Origin of the sequence: uncultured Oscillibacter sp. (assembly GCF_900544955.1) — a bacterium.
GTDB lineage: Bacteria > Bacillota > Clostridia > Oscillospirales > Oscillospiraceae > Oscillibacter.
This window is the reverse complement of the sequence record NZ_UQXD01000022.1, coordinates 22,055-38,850: the sequence shown is the minus strand read 5'-3', so window position 1 is coordinate 38,850 and position 16,796 is coordinate 22,055. Positions and strand designations below refer to the sequence as shown.

The following is a 16,796-nucleotide window of genomic DNA, read 5'->3' as shown; positions in this document are numbered from 1 at the left end:
GTAGGCGGCGGCCGCCGCCCGGGGGCCCGCCTCCTCCTGCACCGGCAGCAGCGCCGCCATGGCCAGCACGGGGCCGCAGTAGGCGGCCAGGGGGAGCAGGCCCCCCAGCAGCAGAAACGTCACCGCCAGGGCGGTGAGGAGGCCGCCCAGGGCCATCTGGCGGGTGGTCACGGCAGGTCCTTGTAGCGCAGCTTGTAGTAACTCCACTGCCGCCACTGCCCCAGCTCCTCCTGGAGAGGGGCGCCCGCCAGGTCTGCCTGGCGGACCAGCGCCCCGTCCGCCAGCAGGCAGTACTCCTTCTGCACCACCGGCGCCTCCCGGCGCAGGCGGTTCAGGAAGGCGAACCAGGGGGTCTCCTCGCCCCGGCCCGTCAGCTCCAGCACTGCCGCGCCCAGGAAGGCGGCGGAGAGTTGGCCGTCCTCCGGCAGGTCCAGGGAGGCGGCGGCCCGGTCCCAGTCCAGAGCCTGGGCCGCCGCGTCGTTGGCCCAGATCACATAGGGAGTCTCATAGGAGGTCAAGGGGCCCCAGGCCGCCTCCTGGGTCATCCCCAGCTCCCCGTAGCACAGCTGGTTGTCCCCCAGGTAGGGCAGGTGGTCCCCGAAGAACACCAGCACCACCGGCTCCTCCCGGGCGGCGAAGTAGGCTTGCAGGCGGCCCAGCATGGCGTCGGCGTCCCGGGCGCCCTCGGCGTAGACCTCCAGCAGCGTCCGGGCCTGGTCCGACAGGGGCAGGGAGGTCACCGCCGCCGGGTAGGTGTGGTCCGCGCCGTACTTGTCGGCGGTGTAGGACATGTGGTTTTGGATGGTGGTGGTGTAGTGGAACAGGGGCTGGCCCTGGGCAGCGGCGCGTTCAAATGCCCCCTCGATCAGCTCCGCCGCGTAGTCGTCCGTCACCCAGCGGCCCTTGTAGCGGAGGTCCTCCATCTGATCGGCGAACACCGTCTCCTCCGCCCCCAGCCAGCGGTACACGTTCTCCCGGTTGTAAAACCAGTCGTCGCCGGGGTGGAAGAAGGAGGTGTGGTAGCCGTTGCCGCCGTAGACCCGGAAGAGGCTGTCCAGATTCCGGTTCACCACCCGGAAGGCGGAGGTGGTGGAGGCGGAGAGGGCGTTGGTCTGTATCCCCGTCAGCACGTCGAACTCCGTGTTGGCGGTGCCGCCGGCAAAGCCCGGCACCACCACCCGGCCGGAGAGGGCGTGGGGGTCCGCCTCCAGGGCGTGGAGGTTGGGCAGCAGGTCCTCCTCCCAGGCCAGGGCGGGGTGGTCGGTGACGTCGGAGAAGGCCTCGTTCATCACCATCACCACGCTCACCGCCGGGGCGTCCCCGGAGGGAACGGCCTCCGCCTCCCAGCCCTCCGCCGCGGCCCTGGAAAAGCCCTCGGGCTTGTCGATGGGCCAGGTGGTGAACTGGTGGCAGAAGCAGTAGGGAAAGCCCAGCTCGTTGAACACGGAGGGGATATAGTAGGGGTTGGACACCCGGAAGGAGCCGTACAGGGCGTCGGAGGCGTAGACGGTGAAAATCAGCCCGGTCAGCACGGCCAGGGAGGCGGCGGCCCCCAGCAGGCGCCCCGGCCAGCCCCGGAGGCGGACAAGGGGAAAGGGCTTACACCCGATGAAGAGCCCCAGAACCGCCAGCGCCAGGGTGAACAGCACCACCGCGGCGATGACGGCGGCGGGGAAGCGGATGTCGTAGTCCCCCATGGCGCTGCCCACCTCTTTCAGGAGGCCGAAGTCCCGGGGGAACACCGGCTCGTCCCGCACCTCCAGCTTGATGCGGTTGGCGATGGACAGGGCGCACACGCCCAGGTTCACCAGGGCCGCGCCGAAGAAGACGTTGCGGCAGAGGCAGGCCGCCGCCAGCAGCAAAAGGCCGATGGGCAGGGCGTTGAGCACGATCAGAAGGGGCTGGGCCCTGAAATTGGCCAGCACGGCCCGCAGGGCGTTGGGCTGGCACCACAGGGCCAGCAGCGTGACGGCCCCCGCCAGCACCACGGCGGCCGCCAGGGCCAGGGGCAGGGAGAGGCGGTATTTGGAGAGACGTTTCAAAGCGGTTGTCCTTTCCTTGGTGAGAATATGCTTTATTATAATGCGCGGCGCGCCGGTCCGCAAGCCCCGGGGCCCGGAGAGAAAGAAAATACCCCCTGTTTTCCAACAGGGGGTATTTTTTGCGGAGGAGGGATCAGAAGGTGACGACCTCCTGCCCCGGCTTTTCGCAGGGGGCGGCGGACAGCACGTGCATCACCGGGCCCTTGCCGTTGTAGGCCGTGTGGTTCTCCACCGCCATCCGGACGGTGACCTCCAGCCAGTCCCGGTTCTCGTACTGGTTCAGCCCCACGCCCTTGGCGATGAGGCCCAGGAACTGCACGTCGTTCTCGCAGCACACCATGGCGAAGCGGCCGGGACAGTGGATGCCGGGGTACTTCTTGGAGTGGCACATCACCAGCTTCATGTGGACCAGCTTGCCCGCATAGCGGTCCGGGTGGTCCATCACGTCCACATACCACACGCCGTAGTCGTCGTCGGGAATCTCGATGACCTCCTGGCTGAGGTCGAAGGGGCACTCGTCGCCGGTGAGGTAGTCCTCGCTGGTGCCGTCCTCCATCTCCAGGTAGATGTCCGCCCGTCGGTTCACCATCCGCAGGTTCCGCTTGCGCAGGGCGTCCCGCAGCGCGGGCGTGCAGCGGTTGAACACCAGCATGTCCGCGTTGGTGATCTTCTCCATCATCAACTGGCCCATGTTCTTGGCGAACAGCTCAAAGGTGGGGGCGTGGACGAAGGTCATGATTTGGTAGAGCACCCAGTTGGCGGGCAGCACCTCTCTGTAAAGGCGTTCCATCTGCCACATGCCGTTGTACTCGATGAGAACCTGCTTGGGCCGGTACTGCTTCTCCCACGCCTTGAGCTGGGAGCACTTCAGGTCCGCCTCCTCTTCCACCGTGACCACCGTCACGTTGTCCAGGGCGGCAGGCTCGTAGGTCTCCTCGCCCTCCTCGCAGCAGATCAGCAGCGTCCGCTCCTTCCGGGCGAAGCCGTCCTCCAGGATGCCGTTGATGAAATTGGTCTTGCCGCCGTCCAGAAAGCCGGCGACCAGATAAACAGGAATATCAGCCATGGTACCGTTTCGTTCCTTTCCGGGCTCACAGGCCGAACAGCTCTGCCAGCATGTCCTCGTTCAGCTCCGCGCCGATGACGCACAGGCGGCCGGTGTAGTCCGGCCGGCCGGGGCGGATGTCGTGCTCCTCCGGCACGTAGTCGAACTCCACCCACGCGCCGTCGGGTCCGCCCACGATGCCCTTGGCCCGCAGGATTTTGCCGTATGCGCCGGAGTCCAGCGCCTCCAAAATGCGCTGAATCTCCGCCTGGGTGAAGGGCTTGGGAGTCTCCCGGCCCCAGGAGGCAAACACCTCGTCGGCGTGGTGATGGTGGTGGCAGGAGCAGTTCGGGTCCTCGCACGCATGGCCGTGGTGGTGCTCGTGGTCATGTTCGTGGTCATGTTCGTGGTCATGATGGTGCTCGTGGTCATGTTCATGGTCATGGTGGTGCTCATGTTCATGCTCGTGCTCGTGCTCGTGTTCGTGCTCGTGGTGGGAGTGGCCCTCGTGGTCCTCCGCGTGGCGGTGCTCCGCCTCCTCGGCCTCGTGCTCCGCCCGCATCTTGGCCAGCAGCTCCTCCGCCAGGGACACCTTTTCCATGGCGGAGAGGATCACCTTCCCGTCCAGCTGGTCCCAGGGGGTGGTGAGGATGGCGGCGCCGGGGTTCTTCTCCCGCAGCATGGCCGCGGCGGCCTCCAGCTTCTCCTGGCTCAGCTTCTGGGTGCGGGAGAGGACGATGGTGCCGGCGGACTCCACCTGGTTGTTGTAAAACTCGCCGAAATTCTTCATATAGACCTTCACCTTGGTGGCGTCGGCCACGGTGACAAAGCTGTTGAGCCGCAGTTCCGGCACGTCCGCCGCCGTGTTCTCCACCGCCACGATCACGTCGCTGAGCTTGCCCACGCCGGAGGGCTCGATGAGGATGCGGTCCGGTTGGAACCGCTCCGCCACGTCCTTCAGCGCCTGGTGGAAGTCCCCCACCAGAGAGCAGCAGATGCACCCGGAGGACATCTCGGAGATCTGGACGCCGGACTCCTTCAAAAAGCCGCCGTCGATGCTGATCTCGCCGAACTCGTTTTCGATAAGCACCAGCTTTTCGCCGGGGAAGGCCTCCGCCAGCAGCTTTTTGATGAGGGTGGTCTTTCCGGCGCCGAGAAAGCCGGAGATGATGTCGATTTTCGTCATGGTATCAAGTCCTTTGCATTAAATTTCTACATCGCACCTATCATACCATCAAACTGAAAAAATGCAACGCCGTTACAGAAAATTTACAGCTTTTGCCGCCGTTTTGCCCGCAGAACCGCCTGAAACGCCAGGGTCTCCCGGGCGGCGGTGCCGGAGAGCAGAAGGAGGCTGAGGAGGTTGGGCATGCACATGAGGGCGTTGCAGACGTCCGAGAGGCGGAACACCACCTCCGTGTGCTGCCCCGCCCCCCACAGCGCCGCCAGGGCGAAGGCCACCCGGTACAGCAGCAGCGGGCGGGTGCCGAAGAGGTATTCAAAGGCCTTTTCCCCCTGGTACTCCCAGCCCAGGATGGTGGAGAAGGCGAAGAGCACGATGGCGGCGCCCACGAACACGCCCCCCAGGGGCCCCAGCACCGACTGGAAGGCCAGAATGGTGAGAGCCGCCCCGTCCACCGGCTGCCCGGCGGCGTCCACGGCGCCCAGGGCGCCGGAGCAGCAGATGGCCAGCCCCGTCACCGTGCAGATGACGAGGGTGTCGAAGAAGGTGCCGGTCATGTTGATGTAGCCCTGGCGGACGGGGCTGTCGGTAGAGGCGGAGGCGGCGGTGATGGCGGCGGAGCCCAGCCCCGCCTCGTTGGAGAAGACCCCCCGGGCCACGCCCCACCGGGCGGCGTCCAGCCAGGAGAGGGCGGCCCCCGCCGCGCCCCCCGCCGCCGCCCGGGGCGTGAAGGCGCAGCGGAGGATCAGCGCCAGGCCCTCCGGCAGGTGGGGGAGGTTTCCCACGATCACCGCCGCCCCCGCCGCCAGGTAGAACAGGGCCATGGCGGGCACCACCAGGTCCGCCACGGCGGAGATGGAGCGGATGCCGCCCAGGATGATGACCAGCGCCAGCCCCGCCGTCACCGGGCCGCAGACCCCGGCTGGGACGCCGAAGGTGGCCTCCAGGGCCCCGGCGATGGAGTTGGCCTGGGTCATGCCGCCGATGCCGAAGGAGGCGCACACGGCGAACAGGGCGAACACGCCCCCCAGCGCCGCCCCCAGGCGGCCCAGGCCCGCGCCGTCCCGCAGGACGTACATGGGGCCGCCGGACATCTCCCCCCGGGCGTTCCTCTTCCGGAACCGCACGGAGAGCATGCACTCGGCGTACTTGGTGGCCATGCCGAAGAGGGCGGACAGCTCCATCCACACCAGCGCCCCCGGCCCTCCGGCGGTGAGGGCGGTGGCCACCCCCACGATGTTGCCGGTGCCGATGGTAGCGGCCAGGGCCGTCATCAGGGCGGAGAAGGGGGAGACGTCCCCGGGCTTCTCCGTGGCCCGGGCCTCCCGGCCCAGGGCGCTGGACAGGGCGTAGCCCAGGTTCCGCCAGGGCAGCAGCCGCAGCCGCAGTGTGAGGAAGATTCCGGTGCCCATCAGCAGCACCAGCGTCCCCGGGCCCCAGAGCAGGTCGTCGGCCCATGTGATCCAGTCCGCCAGCGTCATAAAAAACCGCCCCCTTTGTCCATTAGCCTATGCGGCTGCCCCGGCGGCGCATGACGGAAACCGGGCCGCGGGTGTACCCGCGGCCTCAACCTGTGGAAACGACCCTGCAGCGGCCAAGAGCCTCCCGTCCGCTTCCCCGGCGGCGTGTGCGCCGGGGACCGTTCTTCCGGTCTGTACGTGTGTGGGCCGCTGTAAGCGGACGGCGGCTGCGCACAGCGGGCCGAGCGCCCCTGGAGAAACGCAACAGGCCGCGGGCATGCCCGCGGCCTGTTGGGAAGAGGGTCAGCCCTCCATGTGCTTGCCCAGGAATGCGGCGATGGTCTGGGCCAGCTTGTACTCCGTCTCGCCGCTGGCGGTGATGGGGGCGGGGGAGATGAACAGCACCAGCCCCAGCAGATCCCCCTCCGCCAGAATGGGGGCCGCCACGCTGGCCAGCAGCTTGTCGCTGCCGTCGGACACGGGGATGGACACGCCCTCTCCGGTGTATTGGTAGATGCGGCGGTTCTCCATGACCTGCTCCAGCTCCGGCGTGATGCGCTTGCCCAGAAGCTCCCGCTTGCCGCCGCCGGCCACGGCGATCACCGTGTCCCGGTCCGTCACCGCGCAGATGCTGCCGGTGGAGCGGCTCATGGTTTCGCACAGCTGTCCGGCGAAATCCTCCACGCCGCCCAGCAGCGAGTACTTCTTAAAAATCACCTCGCCGTCCCGGCTGGTGTAAATCTCCAGTGGGTCGCCCTCCCGAATCCGCATGGTGCGGCGAATCTCCTTGGGGATGACCACCCGGCCCAAATCGTCGATCCGCCGCACGATTCCAGTTGCCTTCATACTTATCGAAAACTCCTTTGTCTGTTTAATTTTTCAGCGCAGGTTGCCTTGGCAAAAGATAGTATCCGCAGGATTTTTCCCCCTATGCGAATGGAAAAGTGGTTTCATTTGGAAAAACGCGGGCCGCCCTGGGGCGGCCCGCGTCTGGCGGCGTCAGTGCCAGAAATTCGGAAACAGCAGCTCGCTGCCGATTTTGACGGTGAGCAGCACCAGCACCAGCACCGCCGCAGGGCGGACGATGCGGCTGCCGTTTTGGATGGCCAGCCCCGCCCCCAGGTAGTGGCCGGCGACGGAGGCGGCGGAGGCGATGAGCCCCACGCCGAAAAACACGTAGCCGGAGGCGATGGCCGCGGCCAGGGCGCCCAGGTTGGAGGCCAGGTTGATGACCTTGGCCCCGCCGGCGGCCCGGCGGGTGTCCAGCTTGGCCAGGCGGATGAAGAGCAGCATAAGGAAGGTGCCGGTACCGGGACCGTAGTACCCGTCGTAGGCGCCCACCACCAGGGCGGCGGCCCACACCACCGCGGCCCGCTTCCGGGGGTCCAGCGCCCCGGGCGTCTCCGGCCAGTCCCGGCTCCGGAGGGTGAGGACGGCCACCACCGGCAAAACCGCCAGCAGCAGACATTTCAGCACGGCGTCCGGCGTCCGGTGCTGGAGCCAGGTGCCCCCCAGGGACCCCAGCAGGGAGAGGGCCGCCGCCGGGGCGAACAGCCCCCAGTCCACAAAGCCGTTTTTGATAAAGCGGCCGGTGGAGAACAGGGTGCCGACGCAGGAGGAGAGCTTGTTGGTGCCCAGCACGTAATAGGTGGGCAGGCCGGAGAGGGCCAGCAGATAGGTGGGGACGGAGAGAATGCCGCCCCCTCCGGCGATGGCGTCCATCAGTCCCGCCAGAAACACGCCCAAACAGATCAGCAGCACGGTCCACAGGGGAAAGCCGTCCACCGTTCCGCCCCGCAGCAGAGAGAGAATCGCGTCCATGGGGCACCTCCCGAAAATCTCGCATTTGACAAAATTCAACCCATTTTATCAGGCGGACGCGGTAAAATCAAATCGGAATGGCCGGCGGCGGGGAATGCACCATGTTAAAAATGTGAAAATGACTGACTTTTTTGACAAAAAAGCACAAAAAATACCGTGAAAACAGAGAAACAATTGGGGAAACGTCCCAAAGGAGGGGCGGCTTTTTCGACGGGGGCATCCTTGACGCTGTTTCCGGGAGGAAGTATAATAAGTACCATAAATATCTAGAAAAAGGGAAAGGTACCAAAAGGGAGTCTTTGGGAAATTCAACGAAGAGCTGCCCACTTTTTTGGAAGAAGCTGGGGGCGAGAGGAGTTTTTACATGGCAAAGCAAAAAGAGGCCGAGCTGTTTCACGCCGGAAAACTGACCGAGGGCTGGCGCTGGTTCGGCGCTCACCCGGAGGAGCGGAAGGGCCAGAAGGGCTGGGGCTTCCGGGTCTGGGCCCCCCACGCCAAGAGCGTGTCCGTGGTGGGGGATTTCAACCAGTGGGACAAAAAGGCCCACAAGCTCTCCCGCAAGGGGGAGGTGTGGGAGGGCTTTATCCCCGGCCTGCCCATCTACACCGTGTACAAATATGCCGTCACCGGCGCCGACGGGGCGGTGCGCATGAAGGCGGACCCCTACGGCTTCCACACCGAGACCCGCCCCGGCACCGCCAGCAAGCTCTACGACATCGGCGGCTTCCGCTGGAGCGACGGCGCCTTCCGGAAAAAGGCGGCGGAGACCCCGGTGTATGCCGCGCCGCTGAACATCTACGAGGTCCACCTGGGCTCCTGGAAAAAGCGGGAGAACGGGGACTTTATGGACTACAGGGACCTGGGGCGGGAGCTGGCGGCCTACGTCAAGGAGATGGGCTACACCGCCATCGAGCTGCTGCCGGTGACGGAGCACCCCCTGGACGACTCCTGGGGCTATCAGTGTACCGGCTACTTCGCCCCCACCTCCCGCTTCGGCACCCCCAAGGACTTCATGTGGTTTGTCAACCATATGCACAAAAACGGCATCGCCGTCCTGCTGGACTGGGTGCCCGCCCACTTCTGCAAGGACGCCCAGGGCCTGTATGAGTTTGACGGCACCTGCTGCTACGAGTACAGCGACCACAACAAGTGGGAGCACGCCGGCTGGGGCACCCGGGTCTTTGACTACGGAAGGCCGGAGGTGAAGAGCTTCCTGTTCTCCTCCGCCAGGTTCTGGCTGGACGAGTACCACATCGACGGGCTGCGGGTGGACGCGGTGGCGTCCATGCTGTATCTGGACTACGGCCGCCAGGGCGGCGCCTGGACGCCCAACAAGCACGGCGGGCACGAGAACCTGGAGGCCATCGACTTCCTCCGGGAGCTGAACGCCATGGCCTTTGCCGCCAACCCCGGCGTGCTGATGATCGCGGAGGAGTCCACCGCCTGGCCCCTGGTGACCCGGCCCCCGGACGTGGGGGGCCTGGGCTTCAACCTGAAGTGGAACATGGGCTGGATGAACGACATGTGCCACTACCTGAAGCTGGACCCCTGGTTCCGCCAGGACCACCACAAGGACATCACCTTCTCCTTCATGTACGCCTTCTCGGAGAACTTTATCCTCCCCATCTCCCACGACGAGGTGGTTCACATGAAGGGCTCCGTGGTGGGGAAGATGCCCGGAGACTACGAAAACCAGCTGCGGTGCCTGAAGGGCTTTTACGCCTACCTCCTGGCCCACCCCGGCAAAAAGCTCCTCTTCATGGGCCCGGAGCTGGGCCAGTGGCACGAGTGGGACGACCACGGCCAGCTGGACTGGCACCTGCTGGCCCGGCCGGAGAATCAGGCCATCCACCAGTTCTTCAAGGACGCCAACGCCTTCTACAAGAAGGAGCCCGCCCTGTGGGAGATCGACTTTGGCTGGGAGGGCTTCGAGTGGCTGGTGCCCGACGACAACCACAACAACGTGGTGGTCTTCCTGCGCAAGGACAAGAAGGGCCGTGACCTGATGTGCGCGGTGAACTTCTCACCCAATACATATGAAAACTACCGGGTGGGCGTCCCCGCCCACCGGAAGTATACGCCGGTGTTCAACACCGACGGCGCGGCCTACGGCGGCGACGGCTTCGCAGACCAGGCGCCCGTGCCGGTGGAGGCGATTCCCTCCCACGGCAAGGAGCACTCCGCCGCCATCCGCATCCCCGCCTTCGGCGCGGTGTTCCTGCGGGGCGAGGGCGCCTATCCCAAACCCAGGAAGAAAAAAGAGGCAACAAAGGAGCTGGTGAAAAAATGAAGAAAGAGTGCATCGCCATGCTGCTGGCCGGCGGCCAGGGCAGCAGACTGTATGTTCTGACCGGGGAGATGGCCAAGCCCGCGGTCCCCTTTGGCGGCAAATACCGCATCATCGACTTCCCCCTGTCCAACTGCACCAATTCCGGCATCGACACCGTGGGCGTGCTGACCCAGTACCGCCCCCTGGAGCTGAACAGCTACATCGGCAGCGGCCAGCCCTGGGATTTGGACGGGTCCACCGGCGGCGTCCATATCCTGCCCCCCTATATGAGCAGCAAGGGCGGCACCTGGTACAAGGGCACGGCCAACGCCATTTACCAGAACATCGGCTTCATCGATCTGTACGACCCGGACTATGTGGTGATTCTCTCCGGAGACCACATCTATAAAATGGACTACTCCCAGATGGTGGCCCGCCACAAGGAGGCGGGGGCCGCCTGCACCATCTCCGTGATGGAGGTGCCCTGGGCGGAGGCCTCCCGCTTCGGCATCATGAGCGTCAACGGCGAGGACATGATCACCGAGTTTGCGGAAAAGCCCAAGGAGCCCAAGAGCAACCTGGCGTCCATGGGCATCTACGTCTTCTCCTGGAAGACCCTGCGCAAATACCTGACGGAGGACGAGGCAGACCCGGCCTCCGAGAACGACTTCGGCAAAAACGTGATTCCCGCCATGCTGGCAAACGGGGAGCGGATGGCGGCCTACCGCTTCGCCGGGTACTGGAAGGACGTGGGCACCCTGGAGTCCCTGTGGGACGCCAACATGGATATGCTCTCCCCGGAGTCCGGCCTGGACCTCCACGACGAGTCCTGGCCCATCTACGCCCGCTCCGTCAACGCGCCGCCCACCTTCCTGGGCGGGGAGTGCAGCGTGCAGCACAGCGCCTTCAACCGGGGCAGCGTGCTGGAGGGCCAGGTGGAAAACTCCGTGCTCTCCTCCAACGTGCGGGTGGGCAAGGGCGCCCGGGTCAGTTACTCGGTGCTGCTGCCCGACACCGTGGTGGAGGACGGCGCCGTGGTGGAGTACGCCATTCTGGGCGAGGGCTGCCGTATCGGCAGGGACTGCCGCGTGGGCGGCACGCCGGAGGGCGCCGCCCCGCTGCCCTGGGGACTGACGGTCCTGGCGCCCCACTGCGAGCTGGCGGCGGGGAAGGAAGTGCGTCCCGGCATCATGCTGGACCGCAACGGTGAGGAGGTGTCCAAATGAACGGACTGCACGGCATCATCTTTTCCTATGAAAAGCGCAACGACCTGCGGGAGCTGACGGAGCTGCGCTCCTCGGCCTCCGTCCCCTTCGGCGGCCGGTACCGGGCGGTGGACTTCGCCCTGTCCAACCTGGTGAACGCGGGAGTCACCGACGTGGGCGTGGTGCTCCACGGCCGCTACCAGAGCATGCTGGACCACCTGGGCACCGGCAAGGTCTGGGACCTGAGCCGCAAGCACGGCGGACTGCGGGTGCTGCCCCCCTTCAACTATCAGAAGAACTGGGGCGTCATGCCCTTCCGGGGCAAGATCGAGGCCCTGGCCGGCGTGCGCAGCTACCTGAGCACCATCCGCCAGGACTATGTGGCGCTGATGGACGGCGACCTGGTGGTGAACCTGCCCCTGGCGGAAATCCAGGAACAGCACATCAAATCCGGCGCCGACATTACGGTGGTGTGCGGCAACGACAGCTTCGCCACCGCCGACGGCTCCTATTTCGAGATGGACGGCGAGGGCCGGATCACGGAGGTGCTGTACAACCTGCACCACCCCCGGGGTTTCCGGGGGCTGGAGGTGTACATCCTCTCCACGGAGCTGCTGAAGGAGCTGGTGGACGAGTGCTCCGCCAAGGACCAGTACAGCTGGCGGCGGGACGTGCTCCGGGCCAAGAAGGGCGCGCTGAACCTCCGCGCCTATATCTGGAAGGGCTTCGCCGCCCAGATCCGCTCCGTCCAGGAGTATTACGACCGCAGCATGCAGCTGCTGGACCCCGCCATCCGGGCGGAGCTGTTTACGCCGGAGCGGCCCATCCGGGCCAAGGGGGCGGACAAGACCTCCACCTATGTGGGGGCCGACGGCCGCTGTGTCAACTCCCTGGTGGCCGAGGGCTGCCGCATCGAGGGCACGGTGGAGAATTCCATCCTCTTCCCCGGCGTGGTGGTGGGGCCGGGCGCCGTGATTCACAACTGCGTGCTCTTCAAGGAGACGGCGGTCCGCCGGAACGCCCGGCTGTCCTACGTCATCTCGGACAAGGATGTGGAGATTCTGGAGGACCGGACGCTGATGGGCCACGCCACCTATCCCATCGTGCTGTCCAAGGGAAGCAAGGTATAAGGTCTCAAAGGGGGGACGTCGTCCCCCCTTTGCCCCGTTGATACGGGGCTTTTCGGAGACCCACGATATGAAAAGGAGTTTACTTATGAAAATCTTGTATGCAACCAGTGAGGCCGTCCCCTTCTGTAAGACCGGGGGCCTGGCGGATGTGGCGGGGTCCCTGCCCGGCGCGCTGGCGGAGCAGGGGGCGGAGGTCGCCGTGGTGCTGCCGCTGTACCGGCGGGTGCGGGAGCGCTTCGGCGGCGAGATGACCTTTGTGTGCTACGACTACGTGGACCTGGCCTGGCGCCACAGCTACTGCGGGCTGTTCTCCCTGGAGCGGGCGGGCGTCACCTGGTATTTCATCGACAACGAGCAGTACTTCGACCGCCCCGACCTGTACGGCTACCTGGACGACGGCGAGCGCTTCGGCTTCTTCTCCCGGGCGGTGGTGCGGATGCTGCCCCACATGCAGTTCTGGCCCGACGTGATCCACTGCAACGACTGGCAGACCGCCCTGGTGCCCATCTACCTGAAGGACGACGGCGTGCGGGAGGACCGGTACCGCTCCATCAAAACCGCCCTCAGCATTCACAACATCGAGTACCAGGGCCGCTACGGCAAGGAGACCCTGGGGGATCTCTTCGGCCTGAACGAGGGCTGGGCCGCCGACGGCACCATCATGATGGACGGGGACGTAAACCTGCTCAAGGGCGCCGTCCTCTGCGCCGACGCGGTGAACGCCGTCTCCCCCACCTACGCCAACGAGCTGAAGATGGCCTATTTCGCCCACCGGATGGAGAACATCATGCGCCGCTGCGAGTACAAGCTCACCGGCGTGCTCAACGGCATCGACATGAAGCTGTACAATCCGGAGACGGATCCCCGTATTCAGGCCCGCTTTTCCGCACAGGATATGTCCGGAAAGGATTTGGACAAGGCGGAGCTGCAAAGGAGGATGGGGCTGAACCAGGAGCCCCACACCCCCATTGTGGCCATTGTCAGCCGCCTGGTGTCCCACAAGGGTTTAGACTTGATTTGCGAGGTCCTTCATGATATGATGGAGCTTCCGATGCAGCTGGTGGTCCTGGGAACGGGCGACCAGAAGTATGAGGACTTCTTCCGCTGGGCCGTCCAGCAGTACCCCGGCCGCATGGCGATCCAGCTTGGCTACGACGAGCAGCTGTCCATGGCCATTTACGCCGGCGCGGACCTGTTCCTGATGCCCTCCAAGAGCGAGCCCTGCGGCCTGAGCCAGATGATCGCCATGCGCTACGGCACGGTGCCCATCGTGCGGGAGACCGGCGGGCTGAAGGACACCGTCCAGCCCTACGAGTCCTGGCGGGACAGCGGAAACGGCTTCTCCTTCCGCAACTACGCCGGCGGCGACATGCTGTACGTGGTCCGGGAGGCGGTGTACCTGTACAAGGACTACCCCGACGCCTTCGGCCGTCTGCGCCGCCGGGCCATGGAGTGCGACTTCAGCTGGGCCCGCAGCGCCCGGGAGTATCTGCGCATATACGCGGCCATCACCGGCCAACCCTGGCCTGTGGCCGTGGAGGCCGCGCCCGAGGAGGAACATGCTCCCGCGAAAGAGGCCGCTCCTGTGGAGGAGACGATGCCCGTGGGGGAAGCTGCTCCCGTTGAGGAAGCGGCTCCCGCTGAGGAGGCCGCCCCTGTGGAAGCGGCTGTCCCCGTCGAGGAGATTGCGCCCATCGAGGAGATTGCGCCCATCGAGGAGGCGGTTCCCGTAGAGGAAGTGGCCCCCGCCAAGGAGAGTGCCTCCGTGGAAGAGGACGCTCCCATCGAGGAGGCTGTCCCCGTTGAGGAAGCCGCGCCTGCTGTGGAGGCCGCTCCTGCTGAGGAGCCCGCGGCCCCGGCCAAGGCATCCGCGGCCGGGAGGACGGCCGCCAGAAAACCCGCCGCCGCCCGGAAGGCGTCTGCGGCCAAGAAGCCCGCGGCGAAGAAATCTGCCGCCAGGGCCGCCAAGGAAACGCCGGCCGGGAAAAAACCGGCCGTCAGAAAAGAGAAAACCTCAAAGAAAGGGCCCGCCGCCAAGGCCGTCAAGGAGGACGCGGCGGAGTAAGGTAACCCAATGACGAAACCATTTACCACAAAAACACTGGAGGACGCTCTCACCGCCAAGCTGGCGCTGAACTTCGGCAAGGCGCCGGAGGAGGCCAGCGAGCAGGAGATGCTGAAATCCTGCGCCCTGGTCCTGCGGGACGTCATGGCCGCCCGGGGCGTGGAGAGCGGTAAGGAGACCCGCCGGGGGCACAAAAAGCAGGTGCACTACCTGTCTCTGGAATTTTTGATGGGCCGCAGCCTGATGAAAAACGCCTATAACCTGAACCTCCTGCCCCAGTTGAGGGAGGCCCTGGAGCACATGGGCTTCAAGGCCGGCGACATCTTCGAGCTGGAGCCGGACGCGGGTCTGGGCAACGGCGGCCTGGGCCGCCTGGCCGCCTGCTACCTGGACTCCATGACCACCCTGGAGATTCCCGCCACCGGCTACTCCATCTGCTATGAGCTGGGCATTTTCAAGCAGAAGATCGTGGAGGGCCAGCAGGTGGAGCTGCCGGACAACTGGAAGGACCTGGGCGCCGCCTGGCTGCTGCCCAAGCCGGAGGAGGCCCAGACGGTCCACTTTGGCGGCACCCTCCGGGAGTTCTGGAACGACGGCCACCTCCACATCGTCAACGAGGACGCCACTGCCGTGCGGGCCATCCCCTACGACATGGTGGTGGCGGGCTACGACACCGGGCACGTCAACACCCTGCGGCTGTGGGACGCCCGGGCCACCGAGCCGGTGGACATGTCCCTCTTCTCCCGGGGAGAGTATTTGAAGGCGGCGGAGGAGGAGGCCATGGCGGAGACCATCGCCAAGGTCCTCTATCCCGAGGATAACCACTACGAGGGCAAGTCCCTGCGGCTCAAGCAGCAGTACTTCTTCGTCTCCGCCACCGTCCAGTCCATCGCCACCAAGCACCTGGACACCTACGGCACGCTGAAAAACTTCCATGAGAAGAACGTCATCCAGATCAACGACACCCATCCGGCCCTGGTGGTGCCGGAGCTGATGCGGATTTTCATCGACGAGGCGGGGATGAACTGGGAGGAGGCCTGGGCCATCACCACCCGGTCCGTGGCCTACACCAACCACACCGTCCTGGCGGAGGCCCTGGAGCGCTGGCCCCAGACGCTGATGCAGCAGCTCCTGCCCCGCATCTGGCAGATCATCGTGGAGATCTCCAACCGCTGGCAGCAGCGGGTGGAGACCTTCTACCACGATCCCGCCAAGACCCAGCGCATGGCCATCATCTGGGGCGGCGAGGTCCGCATGGCCAATCTGTGCATCGCCGGCGGTATGGCCGTCAACGGCGTCAGCGCCCTGCACTCCGACATTCTGCGCCGGGACGTGTTCCGCGACGCCTACGGCATGGAGCCCCAGAAGTTCCTCAATGTCACCAACGGCATCGACCACCGCCGCTGGCTCAGCGAGATCAACCCCGGACTGGACGGCTTGATCCGGGACCTCACCGGCGGCGGCGACTACCTCATGCACCCCACGGCGCTGCGGAAGCTGGACGACTACGCCGACGACGCGTCGGTGCTGGAGCAGCTGGCGGCCATCAAGCGGGCCAACAAGGAGGCCTTCGCGGTGTACGCCAAGAAGACCCGGGGCGTGGTGCTGAATCCCGACGCCATTTTCGACGTCCAGGTGAAGCGGCTCCACGAGTACAAGCGCCAGCTTCTGAACGTGCTGCACATCATCACCCTCTACCAGCGCCTGCAGGACGACCCGAATGCCATCACCCGGCCCCACACCTTCCTCTTCGGCGCCAAGGCGGCGCCGGGCTACACGGTGGCCAAGCGGATCATCCGCCTCATCAACTCCCTGGCGGACCAGATCGACCATGACCCCGTCTGCCGGGAGAAGCTCCAGGTGGTGTTCCTGGAGAACTACCGGGTGTCCCTGGCGGAGCAGCTGATGCCCGCCAGCGAGGTCAGCCAGCAGATTTCCACCGCCGGCAAGGAGGCCAGCGGCACCGGCAACATGAAGTTCATGATGAACGGCGCCTTGACGGTGGGCACCCTGGATGGCGCCAACGTGGAGATGCACGAGGTGCTGGGGGACGAGAACATGTTCCTCTTCGGCCTGCGGGCGGAGGAGGTGGCCCGGCTGAAAAACGAGGGCTACGTGCCCCAGCGGCTCTACAGCCGGGACGACACCCTGCGCCGCTGCCTGGACGCCCTGCGCACCGGCTTCCGGGACGGCGTGAGCTACGACGATCTGTACCAGCGGCTGCTCTTCGGCTCCGGCGGCAGCCCCGCCGACGAGTATCTGCTGCTGGCGGACTTCCAGGCGTACTGCCAGGCGGAGAAGCGGATGGCCCAGACCTACGCGGACCCGGCCCAGTGGAACCGCATGAGCCTGCACAACATCGCCCGCAGCGGCATCTTCGCCGCGGACCGGGCCGTGGCGGAGTACGCGGACAACATCTGGCACGTGCCCCACAAGTGAGGAAATCCCCCGGGTTCAGGCATCGCCTGCACCCGGGGGATTTTTTTGTCAGTGAAAAAAGGGGCGGGTTGTGAGATATTTCCCCGCCCTGATGGATATTCCCCATAGAAAGGCCTTTCCGGGCGGCCCCGCCGCCC

The 16,796-nt window shown here is 65.6% G+C and carries 12 protein-coding genes; 6 read left to right on the top strand and 6 right to left on the bottom strand.

Annotated features, from left to right (window positions below):
- Positions 1-167: 167 nt before the first annotated feature.
- From QZS21_RS06870 to QZS21_RS06845, 6 genes are all read right to left on the bottom strand, one after another.
- Entirely contained in the window at positions 168-2,042 is a 1,875-nt protein-coding gene (locus QZS21_RS06870; protein WP_295581683.1) for an LTA synthase family protein, read from the bottom strand.
- 133 nt (positions 2,043-2,175) lie between these two features.
- Entirely contained in the window at positions 2,176-3,108 is a 933-nt protein-coding gene (locus tag QZS21_RS06865) for a GTP-binding protein (protein ID WP_295581681.1), read from the bottom strand.
- Positions 3,109-3,133: 25 nt separating this feature from the next.
- Positions 3,134-4,273: a GTP-binding protein gene (locus QZS21_RS06860; RefSeq protein ID WP_295581679.1), complete on the bottom strand. Its 1,140-nt coding sequence runs from the start codon at positions 4,271-4,273 to the stop codon at positions 3,134-3,136.
- Positions 4,274-4,356: 83 nt separating this feature from the next.
- Entirely contained in the window at positions 4,357-5,751 is a 1,395-nt protein-coding gene (locus QZS21_RS06855) for a sodium:alanine symporter family protein (protein WP_295581677.1), read from the bottom strand.
- 282 nt (positions 5,752-6,033) lie between these two features.
- The gene (locus QZS21_RS06850) at positions 6,034-6,576 is read right to left on the bottom strand and encodes a stage V sporulation T C-terminal domain-containing protein (RefSeq protein ID WP_295581675.1); all 543 of its coding nucleotides are present in this window, start codon (positions 6,574-6,576) and stop codon (positions 6,034-6,036) included.
- A 153-nt stretch (positions 6,577-6,729) separates the two neighbouring features.
- Positions 6,730-7,551, bottom strand: coding sequence for a TSUP family transporter (locus tag QZS21_RS06845; protein WP_295581673.1), 822 nt, complete (start codon positions 7,549-7,551; stop codon positions 6,730-6,732).
- A gap of 131 nt (positions 7,552-7,682) precedes the next feature.
- Here QZS21_RS06845 and QZS21_RS06840 point away from each other — a divergent pair, with 131 nt between their 5' ends.
- The 6 genes from QZS21_RS06840 (at position 7,683) to QZS21_RS06815 (ending at position 16,659) form a co-directional block, all read left to right on the top strand.
- A complete protein-coding gene (locus tag QZS21_RS06840; RefSeq protein ID WP_295581671.1) occupies positions 7,683-7,961 on the top strand; it encodes a hypothetical protein in 279 nt (92 codons plus the stop codon).
- Positions 7,916-9,841 carry a 1,4-alpha-glucan branching protein GlgB gene (gene glgB / locus QZS21_RS06835; protein ID WP_295581669.1) on the top strand — a complete coding sequence of 642 codons (1,926 nt, stop codon included), beginning with the start codon at positions 7,916-7,918 and terminating at the stop codon, positions 9,839-9,841. Before QZS21_RS06840 ends, glgB begins: the two co-directional genes overlap by 46 nt.
- Entirely contained in the window at positions 9,838-11,046 is a 1,209-nt protein-coding gene (locus tag QZS21_RS06830; protein WP_295581667.1) for a glucose-1-phosphate adenylyltransferase, read from the top strand. The genes glgB and QZS21_RS06830 overlap by 4 nt, the downstream gene beginning before the upstream one ends.
- Positions 11,043-12,155 (top strand): glucose-1-phosphate adenylyltransferase subunit GlgD, encoded by a 1,113-nt coding sequence (glgD, locus tag QZS21_RS06825; protein WP_295581665.1) that lies wholly within the window; start codon positions 11,043-11,045, stop codon positions 12,153-12,155. The genes QZS21_RS06830 and glgD overlap by 4 nt, the downstream gene beginning before the upstream one ends.
- An 85-nt stretch (positions 12,156-12,240) precedes the next feature.
- The gene (gene glgA / locus QZS21_RS06820; protein ID WP_295581662.1) at positions 12,241-14,220 is read left to right on the top strand and encodes a glycogen synthase GlgA; all 1,980 of its coding nucleotides are present in this window, start codon (positions 12,241-12,243) and stop codon (positions 14,218-14,220) included.
- A 9-nt stretch (positions 14,221-14,229) separates the two neighbouring features.
- Entirely contained in the window at positions 14,230-16,659 is a 2,430-nt protein-coding gene (locus QZS21_RS06815) for a glycogen/starch/alpha-glucan phosphorylase (RefSeq protein ID WP_295581660.1), read from the top strand.
- Positions 16,660-16,796 lie beyond the last annotated feature (137 nt).